The sequence below is a fragment of the Komagataeibacter ossonobensis genome (assembly GCF_057359305.1).
Window position 1 is genome coordinate 21,786 of the sequence record NZ_JBXAYQ010000028.1, and the last position, 23,976, is coordinate 45,761.

Consider the following 23,976-nt stretch of genomic DNA (forward strand, 5'->3'; position numbering starts at 1 on the left):
GTAGTTGAAATGACTGATTATTCAGGTGTAGGGTCATCACACTATTCATGGTGAATCCCCCCAACTTGCACCATGGATAGGTTCAGGCGGCGCGATCCCCCGGTCGCGCCGCTATTTCTATATCTGGACACTGGTGGAGAACGCTGAATGAACGCGCAGCCATTGCGTATCGGGATCGCGGGCCTGAATGGGCGTGTCGGTCGCCTTCTGGCGGAAGAAGTGCCATCGGGTGGCGCCGTGCTGGCCGGGGGCACGACACGTAATGGTCAGTCGGTCGCTGGTATGGACTGTCCCGTTTATGCCGATATTGCCGAACTTGCGCGCCATTGCGATGTCGTGATCGATTTCACCCATGCCGATACGGTCATTCCGCATGCCACCGCACTGGCTGGAAGCGGGACCGCATGGGTGCTGGGCACGACTGGCCTGTCACCGGTCCAACAGCAGGCGGTCGATGCGGCCGCGAAAAAGATCGGGATCGTGCAGGCGGCCAATTTCTCCCCTGGTGTAACACTGGTCACCCGTCTGGCCCGGCAGATGGCCGCCGTCCTGCCCGGCAGCGAATATGATGCCGAAATACTGGAAATGCACCACCGGCAGAAGGTCGATGCCCCGTCGGGCACGGCATTGGCCATGGGCCGTGCGGTGGCCGAAGGCCGGGGCATCCGGCTGGAAGATCATATCGAAAGCGGTCGCGACGGCCATACCGGCCCGCGTGCGGACGGGGCCATCGGATTTGCCGCCCTGCGTGGCGGGCAGATCGTGGGTGAGCATTCCGTCATTTTTACATCGGGGCATGAACAGATCAGCCTGACCCACCGGTCTTTTGACCGCCGGGTCTATGCCACCGGGGCCGTGCGGGCGGCGCGCTGGCTGCAGGGACGCGTGGCGGGTCTTTATAATATGGAACATGTACTGGGGCTGGAACGTCCGGCATAACCGGGTGTACCGGACCCGTGTCTCGGGAGGGTGGTATTCAGGGAAATGGCTTGACGCCTGATCTGGTTTCCGCCAAACGCATGCGATCGTACGCCGGGTTTCGCAGGCGTTATTTCTCCTACTCCATACGAGGCAGACAGGACCATCATGCGTAATAAAGGCGATTTTCTGTTTACATCGGAATCGGTATCCGAAGGGCATCCCGACAAGGTCGCTGACCGGATCAGTGATACCGTTCTTGATGCATTCCTGACCGCAGACGGTGAATCGCGCGTTGCGTGTGAAACGATGGTCACCACCAACCGCATCATTCTGGCTGGTGAAGTCCGTGGCCCGGCTTCTGTCACCCCTGATCTGCTGATTCAGGGCGCGCGCGACGCGGTGAAGGACATCGGCTACGATCAGGCCGGTTTCTCATGGCGCAATGCCGAGGTGGAATATTACCTGCACGCACAGTCTGCCGATATTGCCGTGGGCGTGGACAGCGCGGGCGAGAAGGACGAGGGCGCTGGTGACCAGGGCATCATGTTCGGCTTCGCCACGCGTGAAACCGAAAGCCTGATGCCGGCGCCGCTGTTCTACGCACATGACATCCTTCACCGCGTGCGTGACCTGCGCAAGGCAGGTGACCCGCGCGCAGCCGCCCTGCAGCCCGATGCCAAGAGCCAGGTCACCCTTCGTTATGTCGATGGCAAGCCGGTTGGTGCGACCTCCGTCGTGATTTCCACCCAGCACGTTGAAGGGGCCAGCCAGGCCACTATCCGTGACGAACTGGGCAGCATCGTGCGTGATGTCCTGCCGGAAGGCTGGATGCCGCCGGAAGATGAATTCTACGTCAACCCCACCGGTGTCTTTGTCATCGGTGGCCCGGATGGTGACTGCGGCCTGACCGGGCGCAAGATCATCGTGGATACCTATGGCGGTGCGGCGCCGCATGGTGGCGGTGCGTTCTCGGGCAAGGACCCGACGAAGGTTGACCGTTCGGCAGCCTATGCCTGCCGTTACCTGGCAAAGAACGTCGTGGCGGCCGGCCTGGCTGATCGCTGCACGCTGCAGATTTCTTATGCCATTGGCGTGTCGCACCCGCTGTCAGTCTATGTTGACCTGGATGGCACCGGCAAAGACGTGGACGAGGCAAAGCTGGGCCGCGTGCTGCGCGAAGTCATGGACCTGTCCCCGCGCGGTATCCGCAGGCACCTGCGCCTGAACCGCCCGATCTACACCCAGACTTCCGCCTACGGTCACTTTGGCCGCACGCCGGACGCGGCGAAGGACGATTTCACGTGGGAGCAGACCGATCTGGTCGATGCCCTGCGTGGCGCGTTCAACCGCTAAAAAACAGGAAAGGTTTTTGGGTGCCGCCTTTTTTCAAAAAGACGGCGTTCCTTGAAGCTTTTTGAAAAAAGCTTCACCAAAAACTTTTTGGCGATCTGGCGGGTTCATGAATCCGTCCGCTTTGGCCTATAACGTGCCGGAGCCATTGGGGGCCTGCCGTGACTGCTTGCAAAAGCCGGTCGTGGCGGCCCCCGCTGTGTTTTTCAATCATGTCGTGCGGCGTGCGCCACGGCAGCAGGAGCAGGATTTTCAGACATATGACGGCCTCTGTGGATGTAAAGGCATCTCCTGACCGGCTTTACGGACGCCAGCGCGGCCATCCGCTGCGCCCGCGCCAGCAGCGGCTTCTGGACCAGACACTGCCGCGCATGCGCTTCCCCGAGGCGGCGATACCGGACCCGGCATCGGCCTTCGGGCATGTGCCCGAACAGATCTGGCTGGAAGTCGGCTTTGGTGGCGGCGAACATTCACTGGCCCAGCATGCCGCCCATCCGGATGTCGGCTATATCGCGTGTGAGGTTTTTGAAAACGGGCTGTGTTCCCTGCTGTCCCGCGTTGTGCCGGATGATGAGGAAGCAACCGCCCCTGTCCCCGACATGCTGCGGATCTGGGATGAGGACGCGCGTATCCTGTTGCGCGGCCTGCCCGATGCGTCGATTGACCGTCTGTTTCTCATGTTTCCTGATCCGTGGCCCAAGTCCCGCCATGCAAAGCGGCGTTTCGTGCACCCCGAAACGGTCAGGATGGCGGCGCGGATCCTGCGTCCCGGCGCGATCTGGCGCGTGGCCAGTGACGACCCGACCTACCAGGCATGGGTTGAGGAAGTGATGGGGGCGCAGGACCTGTTTGAAACCGCTCCGCCCGCCAGGGTACGCCCCGAAGGCTGGCCGCCCACCCGTTACGAAGCCAAGGCGCTGAAGGCGGGACGCCAGCCGTTGTACTGGACTTTCATCCGTCGCTGAGCGGTTCTTTAGAAATCAGCCAATAAGAAAAAGCTTCAAGGAACGCCGCCTTTTTCCAAAAAGGCGGCACCCAAAAACGTTTATCATTTCCATCTATGACAGCGACGTGCCGGTCAGCCGTTCCGCTACCTGCCACAGCCGTCGCGCAATGGTCAGGTCACGGGCGGCGGGCGGAACGAAGGCTTCAGCCACATGGCCCCGCCGTTCGCCCCGGCCACCGGGTCCGTAATAGCCGCCATCGCGTGCTTCCGGTGCCATGGCGGCGAATTCAATGGGCAGTGCGCCATGGGCGGCGGACTGTCCCATCAGGCGGAAGGCCCAGATCGCGCCAAAACGGGTCAGGCGTTCGTGCAGACCCTGCTTTGTATTCAGGCGGCTGGTCGCGATGTCGGTCATGGCCCAGCCGGGATGGGCGGCAATGGAATGCAGCGGCCAGCCATGGGCGCGGGCCTGCCGGTCCAGTTCCAGCGCCAGGATCAGGTCCGCCAGCTTGCTCTGCCTGTAGGCGCGGAACGGGGCATAGCGGTGACGACCCTGCAGGTCGTCAAACACGATCTGGCCCGTCAGCGCGGCAAGGCTGGCTACCGTGACCACGCGCCCACCATGCGGGGTGGCACACAGCAGGGGCCGCAGGCGTGCCGTCAGCGCGAAGGGACCAAGGAAATTGGTGCCGAATTGCAGTTCGAACCCGTCGCGGGTTTCCAGACGGCGGGGGGTGCCCATGACACCGGCATTGTTGACCAGAATGTCCAGCCTGTCGGTTTCCATAGCCAGTTCGCGTGCGAAGGTCGCGATCGAGTCAAGGCTTGCGACATCCAGCAGCCGGAAAGTGGCGTCCGCCCCCGGCACATCATGTTGCAGGCGGGTCAGGGCGGCCAGTCCCTTGTCGGGATTACGGCCCGCAAGCATGACCCGTGCCCCGCGTGAGGCCAGGCCCAGGGCCGTCTGGTAACCAAGGCCGCCCGTGGCACCGGTGACAAGGGCAAGGCGTCCGTCCATGCGGGGCGCCTGTTCGATGGTCCAATGTCTGGTCATGTGTCCGCCTGTTCTCTGGATTGGTGCATTGCCTTCCGGGCTTCGGCTTCCACCTGTGCCGTCAGGCGCGCTTCATGCCGCCGCAGGAAAATAATGGTACATACCATCATGATTCCGCCCCCGGTTGCGACGGCTATTCCCACGGGGCCGGAAATGCGCATGATCCTGTGGCCCAGGTAATAGGCGGCATAGGCGTATCCACCAGCCCATATTGTGCCGCCGACCGCATTATATATCAGGAACCGGGGCAACGGCATGTGGCTCGCCCCCGCCAGCAGGGCCACGAATACACGCAGGATGGCAATGAACCGTCCCGCGCATACAATGATCCCCCCATACCGCCGGAACAGGAACTGCCCGGTCTGGAGGCGTTGTGACGTAAGCCCCACCTTTGCCCCATGGCGTTCCAGCAGCGGGTAACCAAGCCCGCGCCCGATCAGGTAGCCAAGATTGTCACCCGTAATCGCACCAATGATGGCGGCTGCCGCCACCCATGCAATATCCAGCCGGTGGGTGGTGGCGCAGTAGATCGCGGCCGAAATGACGAGGGTTTCAGCCGGAAGGGGAATGCCCATGCTTTCCAGCATGACAATAACGCCAATCACGCCATAGCCATAATGCTGGAAAAGATGTTCAAGATGCTGAAGCAGCGGACTACCTGTCACAAATGAAAAGAGTATGTAGGTTACGGACGACAGAACGTAAAACGCGGTGTGTGCAATTCCGATACCATTGGCACGCACAAATGGCAGGAGCAAGAACATGACCCAGTCCGGCACCAGCGCCACGACGAATACCGGAACACGTCCCTATGGCACATGGCCCTCACCCGTCAGTGCGGCGCTTGTGGCAGGAAAGACGGTCTCCCTGTCGGATGTGCGGGTGGACGGACGTGACATCTACTGGATCGAGGGACGCCCGGCCGAGGGTGGACGCCGTGTACTGGTCCGTGCCCGCGCGGGACAGGTGGCCGACGTGACCCCTGCCCCGTTTGATGTCGGCACACGGGTGCATGAATATGGCGGCGGGGCCTATGCCGTATGCCAGGGGATGATTGCGTTCAGCAACCGCCGCGACGGCAGCCTGTGGCTGGTGGAGGGGGGAAAGCCCCGCTGCCTCTCGACCGGGGCGGGGCTGTGGTATGCCGACCTGACATTCAGTCCCGATGGCCGTTTCCTGTTCTGCGTACGGGAAGACCATCGCGCGGAAGACGAGGAACCTGCCGCCGCCATCGTGGTGCTGGACTGCACCATTACGGCTGACCCGGCTTTCAATGGTGGCACGCCGCTGGTCATGGGGCCGGATTTCCTGTCATCTCCCCGTCCCTCGCCCGATGGGCGGTATATGGCTTGGATTGAATGGGACCATCCGGCCATGCCATGGGACGCCACCCGCCTGCGTGTCGCGACCTTGCTGCAGGAAGGTGATGACCCACCGCGCCTTGCCGCCCCGTGGAGTGCCGCAGGCGCCGACGGGCAGCCGGAATCGGTCATCGAACCATGCTGGGACGCAGCGGGACGGCTTCTGGCGCTGTCCGATCGCAGCGGGTGGTGGAATCTTTACCGGTTCGATACGACGTCCTCCTCTCCCGTGGCGCTGGCCCCCATGGACGCTGAAATCGGTCAGCCGCACTGGGTGTTCGGCCTGCGCAGTTACGTGCCGCTGCCCGATGGCAGCATCCTTGCCATGGTCATCAACGATGGCGATACCCGTATGGTTTCCATCCGTGACGGGGAGGTGACCCCGCTGGGTCTTGGCCATCCCTCCGGCTGTCCCGTTCCGGTGGAAGGGGACGGGTTCGCATGGCTGGATGCGCCGCCTGATAACGCGGCCGCCGTGGTTCGCGGCCAGCCGGGACAGATGCCGCAGGTCCTGCGCCGGGCAACCGAACTGCCGCTGTCCCCGGCCGACATTGCCCGCCCTGCCCCGATCCATTTTCCCCTGCCCGATGGTGAGGGCACGGGACACGCCTTTTTCTATGCGCCCGCCAGTGCCCGTTATCATGGGCCGGAGGGGGAAAAGCCGCCGCTGGTCGTCGTCGCGCATGGCGGGCCGACGGGGCGGGCCAATCCGGCCTTTTCATTCAAGGTGCAATGGTGGACCAGCCGGGGCTTTGCCGTGGTTGATGTCAATTATGGCGGTTCAACCGGGTTTGGCCGTGCCTATCGGCAGCGGCTGGAACGCCAGTGGGGCGTGGTGGATGTGGATGACTGCATCGCCGCCTGCCAGTACCTTGCCACGACCGGGCAGGTCGATCCCGCCCGCATTGTGATACGGGGCAGCAGCGCGGGTGGCCTGACCGTGCTGCTGGCGCTGGCGCGCTCACGCCTGTTCGCGGCGGGCACCAGCCTGTATGGCGTGACCGACCTACGTGCGCTGGCGCAGGATACGCACAAGTTTGAGTCACGTTATCTGGATACGCTGGTTGGCCCCTACCCCGCGGATGAGGCGACCTATCTTGCCCGTTCACCCATCACGCAGGTGGCGAATATCAGGGTGCCGGTCCTGTTCCTGCAGGGGCTGGATGACCGGGTCGTGCCGCCTGCGCAGGCGGAAACGATGGTCGCGGCGCTGCGTGGGCGCGGGGTGCCCTGTGCGTTGTATGAATTTGAAGGTGAGGGTCACGGCTTCCGTCAGGAAACCACCATACGCAGGGCATGGGAGCTGGAACTGGCGTTCTATCAGCAGGTACTCAAGCTACCTGTCTCCCCTGCCCCGCATGTGGACCTGACGGCCCCGCAATCCGTAAAAGCCGTTTGAACGGAAGGAAGTTTTTGGTGAAGCTTTTTTCAAAAAGCTCCAGGGAACGCTGCCTTTTTGAAAAAAGGCGGCACCCAAAAACTTTTATCATTTCAGACTTGCTGCAAAACGGGCGTTCCCTGACCGGAACGCCCGTTTTTTTAATGGTGCCAGCCGTATGTGGCGGCGTTGGATATTATTCTTCTTCCTCGACAATGGCGGTATTGCCGCGTGTCGGGCGGAAGCGGCCTTCGCGCAGGGCTTCCTCGATATCTTCCAGCGAGGCCCCGCGTGTTTCGGGTACCATGAAATACACGAACAGGACTGACAGCAGGTTGACGCCGGCATAGAACCACATCGTCCCGCCCAGCGTGATCTTGGTCACCAGCGTCAGCGCCGTGCTGGTCACCAGCAGGTCGCTGCCCCACAGCATGGCCGAATGCAGGCTGGTGGCGTTGCCGCGCATGGACAGCGGGAACATCTCCGCCCCCAGCAGCCAGCCCACGACCTGGATGCCACCGGCGTTGAACACCATGAACAGCAGCATGAAGGCGATGATCAGCCAACTGCCCATGCTGCCGGGCTGCGGGTGCAGCAGGAACATGATGCCAAGCCCGATCAGGCTGACCACGCTGCCCGGCCCCATCACCAGCACCAGCCTGCGGCGGCCGATGCGGTCAACAATGTTCGACCCCAGCACCGTCATGACCAGATAGATGATCGAGATGCCGATACTGGCCATCAACGCGGATGAACTGCCAAACCCCGCATCCGACAGGAAGGTCGGTGCGTAGTAGATCATCATTTCCAGACCACCCGCCTGCGTAAAGAAGGCGACGCCAAGGGCAGCCACAAGTGCGGGACGCACCCAGGGCTGGCGCAGGCCGCGCCAGCCGATGTCGCGCGGGTCGGTTTCCTCGTTCGCGTTGGCGTGAATACGGCGCATTTCGCGGCGGATGTCGCGTTCGGAGGTTCGGATACGCTGCAACTGCTCCAGCGCGGAATCCAGGCTTTCATGTTCCGCTGCCCAGCGCGGGCTTTTGGGCAGGAAGAACATGGAAACGAACACGACGGCGGCGGGAATGGCGGCAATGGCCACCATCGGTCGCCAGCCCCATGCATCACGCGCGGCAAAGCCGATGATGTTGGCGGCAAAGATGCCGATGCCGATGGCGATGTTGAACATCGTGACCATGTGCCCGCGCTTGTGCGCTGGCGCCAGTTCCGAGATGTACATGGGCACCACCTGCGTGGACCCGCCAACCGCCAGCCCCAGGAACACGCGTGAGATGATCAGCATGTACACATCGGGCGAAAAGGCGCAGGCCAGCGCGCCCAGCACGAAAATGGCCGTGACGATCATGATGGATTTGCGGCGTCCATAATGTTCGGACATCCACCCGGTCAGCAACGAACCCATCACGGCGCCAGCCAGAATGGCGGAGGCCACCATCTCCTGGTAGAAGCTGCTGAGGTGGAAATCACGCGTGATCAGCAGCAGCGCGCCCGAGACGATCCCGGTATCGTAACCATAGAGGCCGCCGCATATTGCGGCCACGATGGCTGCGAGCCATAAGGTCTTGCGCGCGTTGGGGGAAATATCGATCTGGGACATGTCAGGCAACGGTTCCATTGCCTGTGGCGTGGGGTGCTGTACGGATGGGGTCTGGTTATTCATGCGGGTGCCTGTTCCTTCCTTCTTCTTATAATTCGTCCGTAACGGCCGGGTTCCCGGGGTGGCGTCAACCGTCCCGGGTGTGATGGACCTGCAGGGCGGCTTTCATGCTGGCAACCTGACGCATAGCGTCATGCAGGCGGCACCAGTCATCTGTTGCCGCGATGGGTTGCCAGATGGCTTCCACCGTCTCGACAGACATCACGCACGCGGCCCCATTGTGGAAATATGGCTGTGACAGGTCCACGCCCCGTGCCGGTTCATGTTGCATGATCCGGTCGTGCAGGGGACGGAAACTGTCCTGCCCATAAAAGTCTCCACGCGGTCCTGCTATGGCACGTTTCTGGCTCTGTTCGCCACCATACCAGTCAAAAAACGGAAATTCAAATCCAATCTGGCTTTTATCCATGAAAGAAAAAAGACATTCACGCAGATCGGTGGAGGATTTTCTTGAAATCTCCTTCAGTCCAAGCCGATTAAGCACTGAAATATCAAGAAAACGTTCATATCGTTCCCAGAAGTCATCAAAAATACTTTGGATTTTCTCAAGTGTGGAAAGGGAAAGCAGACATTCCCCCAGACGGGCCACGTTCCACATCATCGCCTCGGGCTGGCGGCCATAGGCATACAGGCCGGAATGATCAAAATAGGCGGCGGTGAAGGTCGGGTTGAACGTGGGCACGAACCGCCAGGGGCCGTAATCGAAACTCTCGCCGGTAATATTGATGTTATCGGTGTTGAGCACGCCATGCACGAAGCCCGCGGTCATCCACTGCGCGGTCATTTCGGCAATGCGGGTTGTGGCGGCGTCATACAGTGCGGCGGCGGGGTCGGCTGCGTCCGTCAGGTGGGGGTAATAGGTTTCGATCACGTATTCCACCAGCCGGGTCAGGCTTGCGCGGTCGTCATTGGCGACAAGGCGCTGGAACGTACCGATGCGGATGTGGGAATGGCTCAGGCGGGCCAGCACGCATGATCGCGTGGGGGATGGTTCATCCCCACGATGCAGGTTTTCACCCGTTTCCACCACGCTCAGCGTGCGTGACGTGCGCACGCCTGCCGCATCCAGCCGTTCACTGGCCAGTATTTCGCGTATGCCCCCCTTCAGTGTCAGGCGGCCATCGCCGCCGCGTGACCATGGCGTGGTGCCGCTGCCCTTGGTCCCGATGTCCAGCACACGGCTGTCAACACTGTCCCCAAGCGGCGCGAACAGGAAGCCCCGCCCATCGCCAAGGTCGGGGTTGTACGACCGGAACTGATGGCCATGATAGCGTAGGGCCAGTGGCTGTGGCAGCGATCCGGGCAGGGGATCGAAATACCCGAAATGGCGCACCCATTCGGCATCGGTCAGCGTGTCCAGACCGATGCGGGGCGACACGTCATCATTACGGTAGCGCAGGATGTGGGCAGGGAAAGTTGCGGCTTGCACCACGTCATAGAATTCATCCCCCAGTCGGCTGTGATGGGCAAGGGGTGTGTAATGATCGGAAAATGGCATTTTCATATACTTTACGTGTGATAATTAATTATTACCGATCCGGACTGGCGGTCACCAGCCCAAGCGACAGACAGGCATGGTCATGCAGGCAGGCCGCAATGTCATGCGGACAAACGGCATCGACGTGGTCGGGTATCCAGTGGGGGGCATTATCCTTGTCAATCAGGCGGGCACGTACGCCCTCGGTAAAATCCGGGCGTTGCAGCAGGTGGCAGACCAGCTGGAATTCCTGCTCCAGCACATGGTCCAGGTCCGGCAGGACGCGGGCGGCATGCCAGGCAGCCAGGGTCAGGCACAGCGAAAACGGGCACGCACGGCCCAGGGCGGCCAGATCATCGCGTGCCCATGCGGCCGGATGGGCCTGCAGCCTGCGCAGCAGTTCGGGCATGTCAGGGGCATTATATACCGCAGCAATGGTCGCCGTATCCGGTCCTGCGTCCATGGGTGGGCATGGCGGCAGGCTGTCCATCACCCGTCCCGCAGGCAGGTGGGTCAGGGCCTGCCTTATGGTGTCCAGCATGCCGGAAGGGGCCATCCGGTCGGCAAAGCCCGCGTCAATGGCCTGTGTCGCGTTCATTCGTCCCCCCGTCAGCGCAAGGCGCAGGCCACTCAATCCCGGTGCGCGGGACAGCAGGTAGGACCCGCCCGCATCCGGCGTCAGCGCAATGGCGGTTTCGGGCATGGCAAGGATGGCGCGTTCGGTCACGACCCTGTAGCGGACATGCCCGCCCAGCCCGATACCGCCCCCCATGGCGATGCCATCCATGAAGGACACCACCGGCTTGGGATACCCGGCCAGCACGGAGGCAAGGCGGTAGCTGCGCCGGAATGGCATGGCCCCGTCTTCCAGCCCCCCTGTTTCCAGCCGGTCGCGGATGGCGCGGATATCGCCCCCTGCGCAGAAGGCGCGCGGGCTTGCGCTGTCGATCAGCACGGTCTCGATAGCCGGGTCATCGCGCCATGCGCGCAGGCAGGTATCAAGGCATGCCAGCATGTCCATGTTCAGGGCATTGAGTGCCGAGGGCCGGTTGAGTGTGATGCGTCCCAGCCGGCCGGTATGGTTTATGTGGATCAGTCCGGTGTCCATATGGTGCCTCCTTGTGCTGTTTGCTGTGTTCAACCGGTACAGAATGCGCTACCCCCGCTAACGTCCGGCGTCACGGCTGCGTGCGGACCACAGGCATGCAACAGCTACTGAGGCATAAGCACCATGGGGATTGACGCCCTCACCTTTCGCAACGCCATGGCGCGGCTTGGCGCGGCGGTAAACGTTGTCACGACCGGAACACTTGATGATCCGGCGGGTTTTACGGCATCGGCCGTCTGTTCGGTCACCGATACGCCGCCGACCGTGCTGGTCTGCCTGAACCGAAGTTCACGGGTGCGTGATCGTTTTCGTGTCGATGCGGCCATGTGCATCAACGTGCTTGCCGCCGACCAGCAGGACATATCCGGTGTGTTCGCAAGCCCGCTGGAACAGGCGGAACGCTTCCGTTCCGGCCACTGGGACACGCTGACCACCGGCGCGCCGGTGCTGGATGAGGCCGTGCTGTCACTGGACTGCCGGATCGAACGCATTGTGGAAGTGGGCACCCACAGCGTCATGTTTGGCGCGGTGGAAAGCCTGCGTAACAGCAGCCCGCGCGGTGGGCTGGTCTATTTCAACCGTACCTACCACATGTTGCCCCATGATGATGATAAATAGGCCGCACGTTCCGGATTAATGAAAAATCCAGTCTTTTGCGCCATGACGGACCGGATGGACCGACAGGCGCAGGGAGGCGACGGCATGGAGGATACACCCGGCAGGGCAGGCATGCGTACGGACCGGGTTCCTGTCTTGACGCTGCGTGGGCTGATCTGGATACATGCTGGCCTTGCCCTTTTCGTGGCGCTTATGGCCATGTGGGCGGATCATCTGCCGGACTGATCCGGCCCGGCTGAGATCGGGCGCGGGGAGCATGCCGGTAACCGGACACAGGAGCACCAGAAGTGGCCCGCACGATACAGACGGCCGGAACCGGTCTGCCCGATGGGGTGGAAACCCTGCTTGATCAGGCGGCGGCTGTATGTCTGGCGCGCGCCGTCAGGCTGACGGAAATCCGCAGGCTGGTGCTGGGGCTGGTTCTGGCGGCGGACCGGCCACTGGGGGCCTATGACCTGCTGGAACAGATCCGCACGACCCGTGGCAGGCCCGTGGCGCCGCCCACGGTGTACCGGGCGCTGGACTTCCTGATGGAACAGGGGCTGATTCACAAGATCGAACGCCTGTCCGCCTTTGCCGGTTGCCGGCACATGCTGGAATCGGGGCATGGCTGTCATGGGCATGTCCATGCCGCGCAGTTCCTGATCTGCAGCAAATGCGGCCGTGTGACGGAACTGGATGATCCCCATATCCTCAAGGCGCTGCTGGAGGTTACGCGGGCGCGTGGTTTTTCAGTCCGCCAGACCACCATAGAGGCGGAGGGCCTGTGCGCGGCATGCGCGTGAAGGACCGGATTGACCACAACAGGCCGTAACGGCCCGTCATGGATGGGGCACGGACATGGTGCAACGCCGAAAAGGCCGGATGGCCGAACTGCCCTTTGCCGCCCTCACACGCAGTCGGAAGCCCGGCAGGACGTCGCGACGCACGACCGATGCCCCGGCCGTCCCGTCGGCTACGGACCAGCCTGACATGTTTGCTGCACCCATGCCCGGCATCCGGCATGTGCTGACCTATCTTGATATCGCGGCGATTGGCCTGGCCACGGTGGACGTGCGCCAGTTACGGGCGGGTGAGGGTGCGGATGCATATCTGTACCATGTCACGACGCAGGCGGACCTGGAAACGATCCGGGCCCGGGGCACCATCGTGTTTTCACCGCGCGCGCCACTGGTGCTGACGGAGCGTCCCGGCGTGGCACTATGGCTTGCAAACATGATGGAAGTCATGGAAGCGGACGATATGGCAGGGCATATAGCGGATATTCCGGTCGTTTTTAGGGTAAAACGATTTGTAATGGATGAATTGCTGGAACATGATCCTGACCGGACGCGAAGATATGGTGTATCGTTCTTTCTACTGACCGGCCTTAACCGGCAGGAATAATCTGATCACCGGCAAACAAGAACAATATCAAAGGACCGGCTTTCATGGAAAATCAGCCCGCAGCGACCGGATTCGACACGGCGCGTCTGCGTAATCTCATCATTGGCTGCCTTGCGGCGCTTGCCGGCCTTATGGCCGGGCTGGATATCGGGGTCATCTCCGGTGCGCTGGATCTGTTGGCCCAGACATTCCATGCCAGCACGATGCAGCAGGAATGGATTGTCAGCGCCATGATGGGTGGCGCGGCGGTAGGGTCCCTGTGCGGTGGCTGGATGTCGCACCAGATCGGGCGCAAGCATGCATTGCTGGTGGGGGCTGCGGTGTTTGTGGTGGGGTCACTGGCCTGCGCGCTGGCATGGTCGATCCCAACCATGATCGTGGGGCGACTGATCATGGGGCTGGCGATCGGGGTGGCGGCATTCACGGCCCCCCTGTACCTGTCCGAAATCGCCAGTGAGCAGGCGCGTGGCGCCATGATCTCAACGTATCAGCTCATGATCACGGCGGGTATTTTCATCGCGTTCCTCAGCAATACCATGTTCAGTTATTCCGGTAACTGGCGCGGCATGTTCGCCATTGCCGCCGTGCCGGGCGTGCTGTTCCTGATCGGTGTGCTGTTCCTGCCTTACAGCCCGCGCTGGCTCATGATGCGTGGCCGGCGTAAGGAAGCGCTGGAAGTACTGGTGGATTTGCGTGACGACCGTAGCGCCGCCATGCAGGAAATCCAGAATATCAGCCGCCAGCTTCAGCAGAAGCAGCGCGGCTGGAGCCTGCTGCGCAACAACCGTAATTTCCGCCGCTCCATCTTTCTGGGCATGACGCTGCAGGTCATGCAGCAGCTCGCGGGTGTGAATGTGGTGATGTACTACGCCCCCAAGATCTTCGCGCTGGCCGGTTACGTCGGGCCTGCGCAGCTGTGGTGCACCGCCATGGTGGGGCTGGTGAACATGCTGGCCACCTTTATCGCCATTGGCCTGGTGGACCGCTGGGGGCGCAAGCCCATCCTGTATACCGGCTTCATCATCATGGCCGTGGGCATGGGCTGCCTTGGTTTCATGCTGAACCGGCACAATCTGGGGCAGACGGAACAGATCATCTCGGTCTTCATGCTGCTGATCTATATTTCCGGCTTTGCCATGTCCGCCGGTCCCCTGATCTGGGTGCTGTGTTCGGAGGTTCAGCCGCTTCAGGGACGTGACCTGGGTATTTCCATCTCCACGCTGACCAACTGGATCGCCAACATGATCGTGGGGGCAAGCTTCCTGTCGCTGCTGCAATGGATGGGGAATGGGCCGACCTTCTGGCTGTTTGCCGTATTCAACCTGTTTTTCGTGCTGGTGACGTGGCGCTTCATCCCGGAGACACGTGGCATGTCCCTGGAAAAGATCGAGCAGCGTCTTATGGCGGGCCTGCCGCTGCGTGAAATCGGGCAGGGCAGGCCGCTGCCTGACAGCAAGTAAGCAGGCCGGATGGCATCTGTACCGTGGTCGATATGGTGCACGGGTGCAGCCTTCATGGCTGCACCCGTTTTTTATTGTCTGTCCGTACCGGCACAGCGGCCTGTGGTACTGGATAAGTGGAAATGATTTCGGAATAAAAGTCTTTGGATGCCCCCCTTTTTTCAAAAAGACGACGTTCTTCGAAGCTTTTTGAAAAAAGCTTCACCAAAAACTTCTTTATATTCTGGTGAAGCTTTCGTGACCGGTCCGTCCGGCATCAACCCGCAGGCAGATACCCTTTTCAACACGGTTTCTATTGCGGAGGGGCTGCGTCTGCAGGGGCTGGTCCGTCAGTCGGGCTGCCAGCCATCAAGTTGCAGGGCAACACCGGCCAGATACAGGCTGCCACATATGATGACGCGGGCGGGTGGGGCATCCGGCCCCGCGGTGGCTGCCAGATGCGTCAGGGCGGCATGCAGGGTGGGACCAGCCTCGGCCCGGCCACCAGCCGCCGCGATAATGTCCGCCACAGGCTGCGCCAGATGCTGGTCCTTTTCCGCCACGGCCTGAATGGAGGCCGCACGTGGCAGCAGGGGCGACAGGAAGCCGGTGGCGTCCTTGGTCTGCTTCATGCCTATGATCAAATGCGTGGGACGGTCCGTCCATTCTCCCATCACCTGTGCCAGCACTTCGCCCGCACCGGGATTGTGGCCGCCATCAAGCCATAATTCCCAGTCCAAAGGCAGCAGGCTTGCCAGATCGCCAGACAGGCGCTGCATCCGTGCGGGCCAGCGGGCCTGTGCAATCCCCGCCCATGCCTGTTGTGGCAAGGGCAGGCCACTGGCGCGCAGGGTAGCGATGGCAAGACCGGCATTGTCGACCTGGTGGGCACCCCGCAGGCCGGGCAGGGGCAGGTCCAGCGCACCATGACGGTCATGGTAACGCAGGCTGCCGCCATCTGGCGCGGGGGTAATGGACCATTCATGGTCACGCCGCCACAGGGGGCTGCCGTGCGCGTGGGCCGTGCGCACGAGTACGTCCATGACCTCGGCTGGCTGGCGGCCGGTGGTGACGGGAATACCCGGTTTGATGATGCCTGCCTTCTCGGTCGCGATGGCCCCCAGCGTATTGCCAAGGAAGGCCTCGTGATCCATCGAGATGGCTGTGATCGCACATGCCGCCGGACGTTCAAGCACATTGGTGGCGTCATGACGTCCGCCCAGCCCGACCTCGACAATCGCAAGGTCGGCGGGGTGGCGCGCGCACAGCATGAAACCTGCCGCCGTCAGGACTTCGAACACCGTAATGGGCGCGCCCGCATTGACCTGTTCGATTTCTTCCAGAACGCCTGCCAGTTCGCGTTCCGTCACGATCTTGTCCGCAATGCGGAAGCGTTCGGTCACATGCACCAGATGCGGCGATGTCAGCACATGCCCCCGCCATCCCGCTGCTTCGGCTATGGCGCGCATCAGGGCGCAGGTGCTGCCTTTCCCGTTCGTGCCTGCCACATGCACGACAGGTGGCAGGTGGCGTTCGGGGTGGCCAAGGCGCGCCAGCAGCGTTTCCAGCCGGGCCAGCGACAGGTCGATCAGGGCCGGATACAGACGGTTCAGCCGTTCAAGTATCTGCCCTGTCCGGCCAACGAATTCCGGCCCGAGCGCGGGAGCATTCATGGGGTGCGCCCTTGTTCGGGGTCAGGCCGCGGGTCGCGGCGCGATGTGGCGGTAGTTGAGCTGCCCGATCAGCTGCCCAAGGGTTGCGGGCAGGTTGCCGCGTTTGACCACCATGTCCAGCATGCCGTGTTCCAGCAGGTATTCCGCACGCTGGAAACCTTCGGGCAGCTTTTCGCGCACCGTGTCCTCGATCACGCGCTGCCCGGCAAAGCCGATCAGGGCATTGGGTTCGGCAATCTGCACATCACCCAGCATGGCGAAGGATGCGGAAACGCCCCCCGTGGTCGGGTTGGTCAGCACGACGAAATAGGGCAGCCCCGCTTCCTTGAGCATCTGTACCCCCACGGTGGTGCGCGGCATCTGCATGAGGCTGATCATGCCTTCCTGCATGCGTGCGCCACCGGATGCGGTAAAGACGATCAGCGGCGACTGCTGCAGGATGGCAAGGCGGGCGGCAGCCAGAAAGGCCTCACCCAGTGCCGCACCCATCGTGCCCGCGATGAATTCGAACGCCATGACGGCGACAACCGCGTTATGTCCGCCGATCTGCCCATGGGCCACGGCCATGGATTCATCAAGCTGGGATTTGGCGCGTTCATCCTTCAGCCGGTCCGTGTAGCGTTTGCGGTCACGGAAGGAGAGGGGGTCAACCGGCACCCTGGGCAGTTCGATGCGGGTATATTCCCCGTTGTCAAACGTCCATTCCAGCCGTTCGGGCACGGTGGCGCGCATGTGGTAGCCGCAATGCGGGCACACATTCATCGCCTTGTGCAGGTCCTTGGTCAGGATCATCTGCTCGCACGATTCGCAGTTGGTCCACAGGTTGTCCGGCACTTCCCGCTTGAGCAGGCCGCGGATCTTGGGACGGACATATTCGGTCAGCCAGCTCATGTTGCCTCTCCCTTAAGCTTTCTGGAGGCCTGTTCCATACAGGCAGATGAACGATTGGGCCAGATTGTCATTGCAGGGGGTGTCGCGGAAAGCCATCCGTGAAACACCCTGCAAACCATAAGAAAGTTTCTGGTGAAGCTTTTTTCAAAAAGCTTCAGAAGGCGCCATCTTTCTGAAAAAAGACGGCACCCAAAAACTTCTGTTTTTCATCAATGTATTATTTTGAGCCCGGTTTGCTTACAGCATGCACCGCATCCGCCAGCCCGCGCAGCTGTTCCAGTACCGCAGGTACGGTGCGGGCTGTCGCCCGGCCATCCGGATCCAGCGTGCCCTCAAGCGTGTTGAGCAGGGCGGAGGCCACGACGGCAGCGTCAGCCGCGCGCACGGCGTTTGCGGCCAGTTCGGGCGTGCGGATGCCAAAGCCGATGGCGATGGGCAGGTCGGTGGCACGGCGCAGGCGGGGCAGGGCATGGGCCAGTTCATCGGTACTGGCGGTGCGCGTGCCCGTCACCCCGGTGATGCTGACATAATAGACAAAGCCCGACGCGCCATTGAACACCACCGGCAGCCGGTCGTCCGGCGTGGTGGGGGCGACAAGGCGGATGATGTCCAGACCGACCGCAGCCGCAGGCCCAGCCAGCAGGTCGGCTTCCTCCGGCGGCATGTCCACGACGATCAGGCCGTCCACGCCCGCGGCTTTCGCATCCACGCAGAAGCGTTCGGGGCCGTAGGCCTCGATGGGGTTGGTATAGCCCATCAGGATGATCGGGGTTTCGTCATCGCCTGCGCGGAAGGCCGCGACCATTTCCAGCACGCGCTTCATGGAAGAACCACCCCTCAGCCCGCGCAGCGCGGCCTTCTGGATGGTCGGGCCATCGGCTGACGGGTCGGAGAAGGGCACCCCTACCTCGATCAGGTCCGCACCCGCACCGGGCATGCCGCGCAGGATGGCAAGCGACGTGTCGTAATCCGGGTCGCAGGCCTCGACATAGGGGATCAGGGCGCCACGGCCCTGCTGGCGCAGGGTGGCGAAGCGGCGGGCGATGCGGCTCACAGTTTCACTCCCAGATGTTCGGCGACGGTGAAGATATCCTTGTCCCCCCGGCCGGAAATGTTGATGACAATGATCTTGTCCCTGCCCATCTCGGGCGCGATCTTCGCGGCGTAGGCAATGGCGTGGGCACTTTCCAGTGCGGGGATGATACCCTCGGTCCGGGTGCACAGCTGGAAGGCGTCCAGCGCCTCTTCATCGGTTGCCCCCACATATTCGGCGCGCCCGATGTCACTGAGCCATGAATGTTCGGGACCAACGCCGGGATAGTCCAGACCGGCGCTGATGGAATGGGCTTCGGTGATCTGCCCGTCTTCATCCTGCAGAAGATAGGTGCGGTTGCCGTGCAGCACGCCGGGCTTGCCGCGTTCGATGGAGGCGGCGGTGCGTCCGCTGTCCAGCCCGCAGCCCGCGGCCTCGACACCGATCAGCCGGACTTCGGGGTCATCAAGGAAGGGATGGAAGATGCCCATGGCATTCGACCCGCCACCGATCGCCGCCACGATCGTATCAGGCAGGCGGCCTTCGGCGGCCATGATCTGTTCTTTGGTTTCCACGCCGATGATGGACTGGAAATCACGCACCATCTGCGGATAGGGATGCGGCCCCGCCACCGTGCCGACAAGGAAATAGGTGTCATGCACGTTGGTCACCCAGTCGCGCATGGCTTCGTTCATCGCGTCCTTCAGCGTGCCGGCACCTGCGGTAACGGGCACGACTTCGGCACCCAGCAGCCGCATGCGGAACACGTTGGGCTTCTGGCGCTCGACATCGGTGGCACCCATGTAGATCGCGCATTTCATGCCGAACAGCGCGCACACGGTCGCGGTGGCCACGCCATGCTGGCCCGCGCCGGTTTCGGCCACGATGCGGGTGCGGCCCATGCGGCGGGCCAGAAGGATCTGCCCCATGACGTTGTTGAGCTTGTGGGAACCGGTGTGGTTCAGCTCCTCGCGCTTCATGTAGATTTTCGCGCCGCCAAGCTGTTCGGTCATGCGGCGCGCGAACCACAGCGGACTGGGACGACCGACATAATCCTTGAGGTAATAATCCAGTTCCCGCCGGAATTCGGGGTCCGCCTGCGCCGCCTTGTACGCGCCGTCCAGCTCCAGCAGGAGCGGCATCAGGGTTTCGGCGACAAAACGGCCGCCAAAAATTCCAAAACGGCCGCGACCGTCCGGTCCGCTGCGCAGGCTGTTGGCGCCTGCCTGTGTGTCTGTTGCGCTCAACTTCGCTACTCCGCAAGAAATAGGTGCGTGGCTCAATGGTATCATCATGCAGCCGTCCCGGGCCGCGTATCAGGCGGTTCTGGACCGGATGGCGGTAAAATACCAGCCCCCTGCCATATCGTGGGGCATGTCATGATTTGACATGTTTGCTGTCGCATGATGGATGAACAACGACCCGAACCACAGAAAGACCGCCCATGTTTCTAGCCCATCGTCCCGGTGCGCCGGCCCGGACCGTTACGACTGCGGAGGATGCAACAGGTGCGGCTTGGCTGGACCTGCTCAGTCCCACCGAGGAGGAGGAGGCCCTTGCCGCCGAGGTAACGGGCCTGCGTGTGCCCACCCGTGCGCAGCTGGATGAGATCGAAAGTTCATCACGCCTCTTTACCGAAGGGACTGGCGTCTATCTTTCCACGCCACTGGTGCGCAAGACGCCGGATGACTTTTTCGTATCCCCCGTGGGTTTCGTACTCATGCCCGGTCGGCTCCTGACCATCCGTTATACCGGGTTCAGCGCGTTTGACGTGGTTGCGCGGGACGTGGCGGGACAGGCTGAACCCCTGGCCGCCAACGAGGCGGGGATCATGCTGCTGGAAGCCATCGTGGACCGGCTGGCCGATATCCTGGAACATCTGGGGCAGGCGCTTGATGGCATGTCCAAGGATGTATTCCAGTCCGAGGAACCAAGCCAGGCGCAGGCGGGCGCGCTGCTGCGCAACATGCTGCGCCGGGTTGGCCGGTCGGGTGACCTGAGTTCATCCGTGCGCGACAGCCTGCTGGGGCTGGAACGGATTTCCATCTTCTTGGGGGAAAACAAGCGCCATGATCTGTCTGAACGGCTGCAGTCGCGGCTGGCCACGGTAGGGCGCGATATCCGTTCACTGAACGACTTCGTATCCCAGACGGCCAACAAGGTGCAGTTCCTGCTGGATGCGACGCTTGGATTTATCAGCATCGAACAGAATAATGGCATGAAGATACTGACCGTGGTCAGCTTTATTGGCGTGGCTCCCACGCTGGTAGCGGGCATCTATGGCATGAACTTCCATGATATACCCGAACTGAACTGGAAATACGGTTACTGGTATTCCCTTGCCCTGATGGCAGCCACGGTGGTGTTGCCGCTGATCTGGTTCTGGCGGCGTGGGTGGCTGGGAAAATAGGCATCATTTCCTGACATATCGTCTTCATGATTATTATATTATCGAATCATTTCAATGATTTAGGTTTCAATGATGAGGGAAACAAAATAAAAGAAAATTCATGAATGCCGGAGCGCGCGCGGATAATCGGTGCCTGCCCGGGTATGCCGATGCCGGGGAGGAATAAAGACCATCATGAAACCGAACCGTACGCTGGGATGTTTTGTGGTCCTCACCGGGCTGCTGGGTGGACTGCCCACCGTGGCGCGTGCGCAGGTTCATGTCTTTTCCAGCCTGCGGCATGACGGCAACACGGGCTTTGCCCGGTGGCTGGGTGACATTACCCTGAGTGCGCAGGTCGAAGGCGGGATCATGGCCAATCCCGCACGTCCCCAGCCCGGTTACAACTATGGTGACTTCCTTGCCGATCATGCCAATCAGGTCCAACTGAACCAGGCCGAATTCACGCTGAACAAGGCGATCGATCCGCACCGGAACACATACCAGGTCGGTTTCACGCTGGAGGGCATGTACGGGTCGGACGCACGCTATTATCAGGTCCTGGGCATCAGTGACCGGGAATGGAACGCACGCTACCAGCTGATCCCCGCGCAGGCGCACATGGATGTCCATCTGCCGTGGCTGACGCATGGCGGGCTGGACATGCAGGCGGGGATCCTGCAGGCCCCGATGGGGGTGGAAGGACTGGATCCGACATCCCGGCCCTTTTACACGCTGGCCTATACATCCGAATATTCCGTGCCGTTTGAACATGTGGGCGCGATGTTCAACTGGCATGTGACACCCATGGTGGATGTGACATTCGGCATTGATACCGGCAACCAGACATCATTCGGGCATGCGGACAACAACAGCGCGCCAGCCGGATATTTCGGTTTCAACCTGAATAACCTTGCGCATGGCAAACTGCGTATTGTGGAACTGAGCCGTGTCGGGCCGGAAAATTCGTGGCGCGCCATTGGCCATTATGAAGCCGATCATACCCAGCGGTTCTGGAATGATATCAGCGCCTATTATCAGGTGAATGACCGGTTGAGCCTGACGGCGGAATTCAATTACCTGCATGACGAGGGCACGCGTGGCATCGGCGCGCGCGGGCAGTTCGCGGGGGTGGATGCGGAAAGTTTCGTAAGCTTCCTCAGCTACCGCATCAACCGCGACCTGACCTTCAATTACCGTGGCGAAATATACCGCGACAACAACAACGCCATGGTTGCGACCTTCCGCGGAAACAATTCCTACATGGAGGCACTGGCCGGAACGGGGGGGGCGGTCGTGCCCGGGCCATCGGCCTCCAGCCATGGCACGACATATGGCGAAATGACGCTGGGCGTCAGTTACCGTCCCCAGCTTGGCCATCATGTCGGGGTTTTCATGCTGCGTCCCGAAATACGGTTTGACCGGGCGCTGAATGGCACCATGCCGTTCAATGGCGGACGCAACAATGGCATGTTCACCTTTGGTGGGGATGCGGTCATCGGGTTCTGAACACGCAGCCTTCAGGCAGTATCGTGAACGCATGCATCCATCAGTGCAGACGCGGTCAGCCCCGGTAGGGGGCATGCGAATATTTTGACATCATGGCGCGTTACAGGGGCGATGACAGTATAATCATCGCGATGATGCCGGGATTCCGTGGCATAGGGGCGTGCGTATGCTTGACGCCACGTGATTAAAGGCATATGGTCTGCGCATTCCAGAGCATGCCATTTCATGGCGGCCCCGGGATTCCCACCTCTCAGTTAAGCTGCATCAAACCGTTTCATCAGAATATGGTCAGAGGCCCCTTATCGGCGCGCCTTCTCACACTGATTGCTGGCTTCTCTTTCCTTTCGTGAACTGCCCACTTATAGGCATATCCTGCATGCAACTCGCCGAACTCAAGGCCAAATCCCCAGCAGATCTTCTGGCTTATGCTGAAAGTCTGAACATTGAAAACGCATCTTCTCTTCGCAAGCAGGAGTTGATGTTCACGATCCTCAAGACGCTGGCTGACAATGATCAGGCCATCTATGGGGACGGTACGCTTGAAATTCTGTCTGACGGATTTGGCTTCCTCCGTTCACCGGAAGCCAATTACCTGCCGGGCCCCGATGACATCTATATCTCCCCCAGTCAGGTCCGCCGCTTCGGCCTGCGTACCGGTGATACGGTCGAGGGTCAGATCCGCGCCCCGCGCGACGGGGAGCGGTATTTCGCCCTGCTGAAGGTCAACGCGATCAATTTCGAACCGCCCGAGGCCGTGCGCCAGCGGATCAACTTCGATAACCTGACGCCGCTCTACCCTGAACGCCGCCTGAAGATGGAAGTCGAGAATTCGGCTGTGGGGGGCGCTGCGGAGCCGCCCGCCAATGGAAAGGGGAAGGGCAAGACCCCGAACCGTGATTTCACGTCCCGTGTAATCGACCTTGTCTCGCCCATCGGCATGGGCCAGCGCGCGCTGATCGTCGCCCCGCCGCGTACCGGCAAGACCGTGATGCTGCAGAGCATCGCGTCCTCCATTTCCGCAAATCATCCCGAAGTGTTCCTGATCGTGCTGCTGATTGACGAGCGGCCGGAAGAAGTGACGGACATGGCGCGTTCCGTGCGGGGTGAGGTCGTGTCCTCCACCTTTGACGAACCCGCGACCCGTCATGTGCAGGTCACCGAAATGGTGCTGGAAAAGGCCAAGCGCCTGGTCGAGCACAAGCGCGATGTCGTGATCCTGCTGGATTCCATTACGCGTCTGGCCCGTGCCTACAACACTGTCGTGCCCTCATCGGGCAAGGTGCTGACAGGTGGTGTGGACGCCAATGCGCTGCAGCGTCCCAAGCGCTTTTTCGGTGCGGCCCGTAATATCGAGGAAGGCGGTTCGCTGACCATCATCGCGACCGCGCTGATCGATACCGGCAGCCGTATGGATGAAGTCATCTTTGAAGAGTTCAAGGGCACGGGCAACTCCGAACTGATCCTTGACCGCAAGCTGGCTGACAAGCGTACGTTCCCCGCCATCGACATCACCAAGAGCGGCACGCGTAAGGAAGAACTGCTGGTCGATCGGGCCGATCTGGCCAAGATGTGGGTTCTGCGCCGTATCCTTGCCCCGATGGGTACCATGGATGCGATGGACTTCCTGCTGGACAAGCTGAAATACAGCAAGACCAACCACGACTTCTTCGACGCGATGAATACCTGACCGGGTTGTTTCGTGACGGATTAAAAAAACCCCGGCTGCAAAGCCGGGGTTTTTTGTTTTTGAAAGGAGAAGTTTTTTGGG

Annotated in this window: 21 protein-coding genes; 12 read left to right on the forward strand and 9 right to left on the reverse strand. The window is 61.4% G+C overall.

The window, feature by feature from the left end:
* Nucleotides 1-147 precede the first annotated feature (147 nt).
* From dapB to trmB, 3 genes are all read left to right on the forward strand, one after another.
* On the forward strand, nucleotides 148-939 hold the full coding sequence (gene dapB, locus AC1RQ9_RS13715; RefSeq protein ID WP_485987422.1) for a 4-hydroxy-tetrahydrodipicolinate reductase: 792 nt from the start codon (nucleotides 148-150) through the stop codon (nucleotides 937-939).
* A 147-nt stretch (nucleotides 940-1,086) separates the two neighbouring features.
* Entirely contained in the window at nucleotides 1,087-2,274 is a 1,188-nt protein-coding gene (gene metK, locus AC1RQ9_RS13720; protein ID WP_193733126.1) for a methionine adenosyltransferase, read from the forward strand.
* Nucleotides 2,275-2,531: 257 nt separating this feature from the next.
* Nucleotides 2,532-3,236, forward strand: coding sequence for a tRNA (guanine(46)-N(7))-methyltransferase TrmB (gene trmB / locus AC1RQ9_RS13725; protein WP_485987423.1), 705 nt, complete (start codon nucleotides 2,532-2,534; stop codon nucleotides 3,234-3,236).
* Between the two features lie 93 nt (nucleotides 3,237-3,329).
* On the opposite strand, the gene AC1RQ9_RS13730 is transcribed toward trmB, so the two are convergent.
* Both AC1RQ9_RS13730 and AC1RQ9_RS13735 read right to left on the reverse strand, forming a co-directional pair.
* On the reverse strand, nucleotides 3,330-4,271 hold the full coding sequence (locus AC1RQ9_RS13730) for an SDR family oxidoreductase (protein ID WP_485987425.1): 942 nt from the start codon (nucleotides 4,269-4,271) through the stop codon (nucleotides 3,330-3,332).
* Nucleotides 4,268-5,035, reverse strand: a complete 768-nt coding sequence (locus tag AC1RQ9_RS13735; protein ID WP_485987427.1) for a DedA family protein — start codon at nucleotides 5,033-5,035, stop codon at nucleotides 4,268-4,270. The genes AC1RQ9_RS13730 and AC1RQ9_RS13735 overlap by 4 nt, the downstream gene beginning before the upstream one ends.
* Here AC1RQ9_RS13735 and AC1RQ9_RS13740 point away from each other — a divergent pair.
* A complete protein-coding gene (locus tag AC1RQ9_RS13740; protein WP_485987429.1) occupies nucleotides 5,034-7,031 on the forward strand; it encodes a S9 family peptidase in 1,998 nt (665 codons plus the stop codon). The genes AC1RQ9_RS13735 and AC1RQ9_RS13740 overlap by 2 nt on opposite strands.
* Before the next feature lie 175 nt (nucleotides 7,032-7,206).
* On the opposite strand, the gene AC1RQ9_RS13745 is transcribed toward AC1RQ9_RS13740, so the two are convergent.
* From AC1RQ9_RS13745 to AC1RQ9_RS13755, 3 genes are all read right to left on the reverse strand, one after another.
* Nucleotides 7,207-8,643: a sugar porter family MFS transporter gene (locus AC1RQ9_RS13745; RefSeq protein WP_485987438.1), complete on the reverse strand. Its 1,437-nt coding sequence runs from the start codon at nucleotides 8,641-8,643 to the stop codon at nucleotides 7,207-7,209.
* Between the two features lie 109 nt (nucleotides 8,644-8,752).
* Nucleotides 8,753-10,183 (reverse strand): protein adenylyltransferase SelO family protein, encoded by a 1,431-nt coding sequence (locus AC1RQ9_RS13750; RefSeq protein WP_485987431.1) that lies wholly within the window; start codon nucleotides 10,181-10,183, stop codon nucleotides 8,753-8,755.
* Nucleotides 10,184-10,214: 31 nt separating this feature from the next.
* Nucleotides 10,215-11,270: an enoyl-CoA hydratase/isomerase family protein gene (locus tag AC1RQ9_RS13755; protein ID WP_485987432.1), complete on the reverse strand. Its 1,056-nt coding sequence runs from the start codon at nucleotides 11,268-11,270 to the stop codon at nucleotides 10,215-10,217.
* Between the two features lie 123 nt (nucleotides 11,271-11,393).
* Here AC1RQ9_RS13755 and AC1RQ9_RS13760 point away from each other — a divergent pair, with 123 nt between their 5' ends.
* The 5 genes from AC1RQ9_RS13760 to AC1RQ9_RS13780 all read left to right on the forward strand — a co-directional run bounded on the left by AC1RQ9_RS13760 (nucleotide 11,394) and on the right by AC1RQ9_RS13780 (nucleotide 14,734).
* A complete protein-coding gene (locus AC1RQ9_RS13760) occupies nucleotides 11,394-11,888 on the forward strand; it encodes a flavin reductase (RefSeq protein ID WP_193733133.1) in 495 nt (164 codons plus the stop codon).
* An 84-nt stretch (nucleotides 11,889-11,972) separates the two neighbouring features.
* Nucleotides 11,973-12,113, forward strand: a complete 141-nt coding sequence (locus AC1RQ9_RS13765; protein ID WP_227672680.1) for a hypothetical protein — start codon at nucleotides 11,973-11,975, stop codon at nucleotides 12,111-12,113.
* A gap of 62 nt (nucleotides 12,114-12,175) precedes the next feature.
* A complete protein-coding gene (locus AC1RQ9_RS13770) occupies nucleotides 12,176-12,673 on the forward strand; it encodes a transcriptional repressor (RefSeq protein ID WP_193733135.1) in 498 nt (165 codons plus the stop codon).
* A 79-nt stretch (nucleotides 12,674-12,752) separates the two neighbouring features.
* Nucleotides 12,753-13,274 carry a hypothetical protein gene (locus AC1RQ9_RS13775; protein ID WP_485987440.1) on the forward strand — a complete coding sequence of 174 codons (522 nt, stop codon included), beginning with the start codon at nucleotides 12,753-12,755 and terminating at the stop codon, nucleotides 13,272-13,274.
* Between the two features lie 44 nt (nucleotides 13,275-13,318).
* On the forward strand, nucleotides 13,319-14,734 hold the full coding sequence (locus tag AC1RQ9_RS13780; protein WP_485987433.1) for a sugar porter family MFS transporter: 1,416 nt from the start codon (nucleotides 13,319-13,321) through the stop codon (nucleotides 14,732-14,734).
* Nucleotides 14,735-15,063: 329 nt separating this feature from the next.
* On the opposite strand, the gene AC1RQ9_RS13785 is transcribed toward AC1RQ9_RS13780, so the two are convergent.
* The 4 genes from AC1RQ9_RS13785 to trpB form a co-directional block, all read right to left on the reverse strand.
* Entirely contained in the window at nucleotides 15,064-16,386 is a 1,323-nt protein-coding gene (locus AC1RQ9_RS13785) for a bifunctional folylpolyglutamate synthase/dihydrofolate synthase (RefSeq protein WP_485987434.1), read from the reverse strand.
* A gap of 21 nt (nucleotides 16,387-16,407) precedes the next feature.
* Entirely contained in the window at nucleotides 16,408-17,277 is an 870-nt protein-coding gene (accD, locus tag AC1RQ9_RS13790) for an acetyl-CoA carboxylase, carboxyltransferase subunit beta (RefSeq protein WP_485987435.1), read from the reverse strand.
* Between the two features lie 217 nt (nucleotides 17,278-17,494).
* The gene (trpA, locus tag AC1RQ9_RS13795; protein WP_485987436.1) at nucleotides 17,495-18,331 is read right to left on the reverse strand and encodes a tryptophan synthase subunit alpha; all 837 of its coding nucleotides are present in this window, start codon (nucleotides 18,329-18,331) and stop codon (nucleotides 17,495-17,497) included.
* A complete protein-coding gene (trpB, locus tag AC1RQ9_RS13800; RefSeq protein WP_193733140.1) occupies nucleotides 18,328-19,557 on the reverse strand; it encodes a tryptophan synthase subunit beta in 1,230 nt (409 codons plus the stop codon). Before trpB ends, trpA begins: the two co-directional genes overlap by 4 nt.
* Before the next feature lie 197 nt (nucleotides 19,558-19,754).
* On the opposite strand from trpB, the gene AC1RQ9_RS13805 reads away from it, so the two are divergent.
* From AC1RQ9_RS13805 to rho, 3 genes are all read left to right on the forward strand, one after another.
* A complete protein-coding gene (locus tag AC1RQ9_RS13805) occupies nucleotides 19,755-20,720 on the forward strand; it encodes a magnesium transporter CorA family protein (protein ID WP_193733141.1) in 966 nt (321 codons plus the stop codon).
* Nucleotides 20,721-20,894: 174 nt separating this feature from the next.
* Complete coding sequence (locus AC1RQ9_RS13810) at nucleotides 20,895-22,208, forward strand: outer membrane beta-barrel protein (RefSeq protein WP_485987437.1); 1,314 nt, start codon at nucleotides 20,895-20,897, stop codon at nucleotides 22,206-22,208.
* Between the two features lie 376 nt (nucleotides 22,209-22,584).
* Nucleotides 22,585-23,895: a transcription termination factor Rho gene (gene rho / locus AC1RQ9_RS13815; RefSeq protein ID WP_217319360.1), complete on the forward strand. Its 1,311-nt coding sequence runs from the start codon at nucleotides 22,585-22,587 to the stop codon at nucleotides 23,893-23,895.
* Nucleotides 23,896-23,976: the final 81 nt, after the last annotated feature.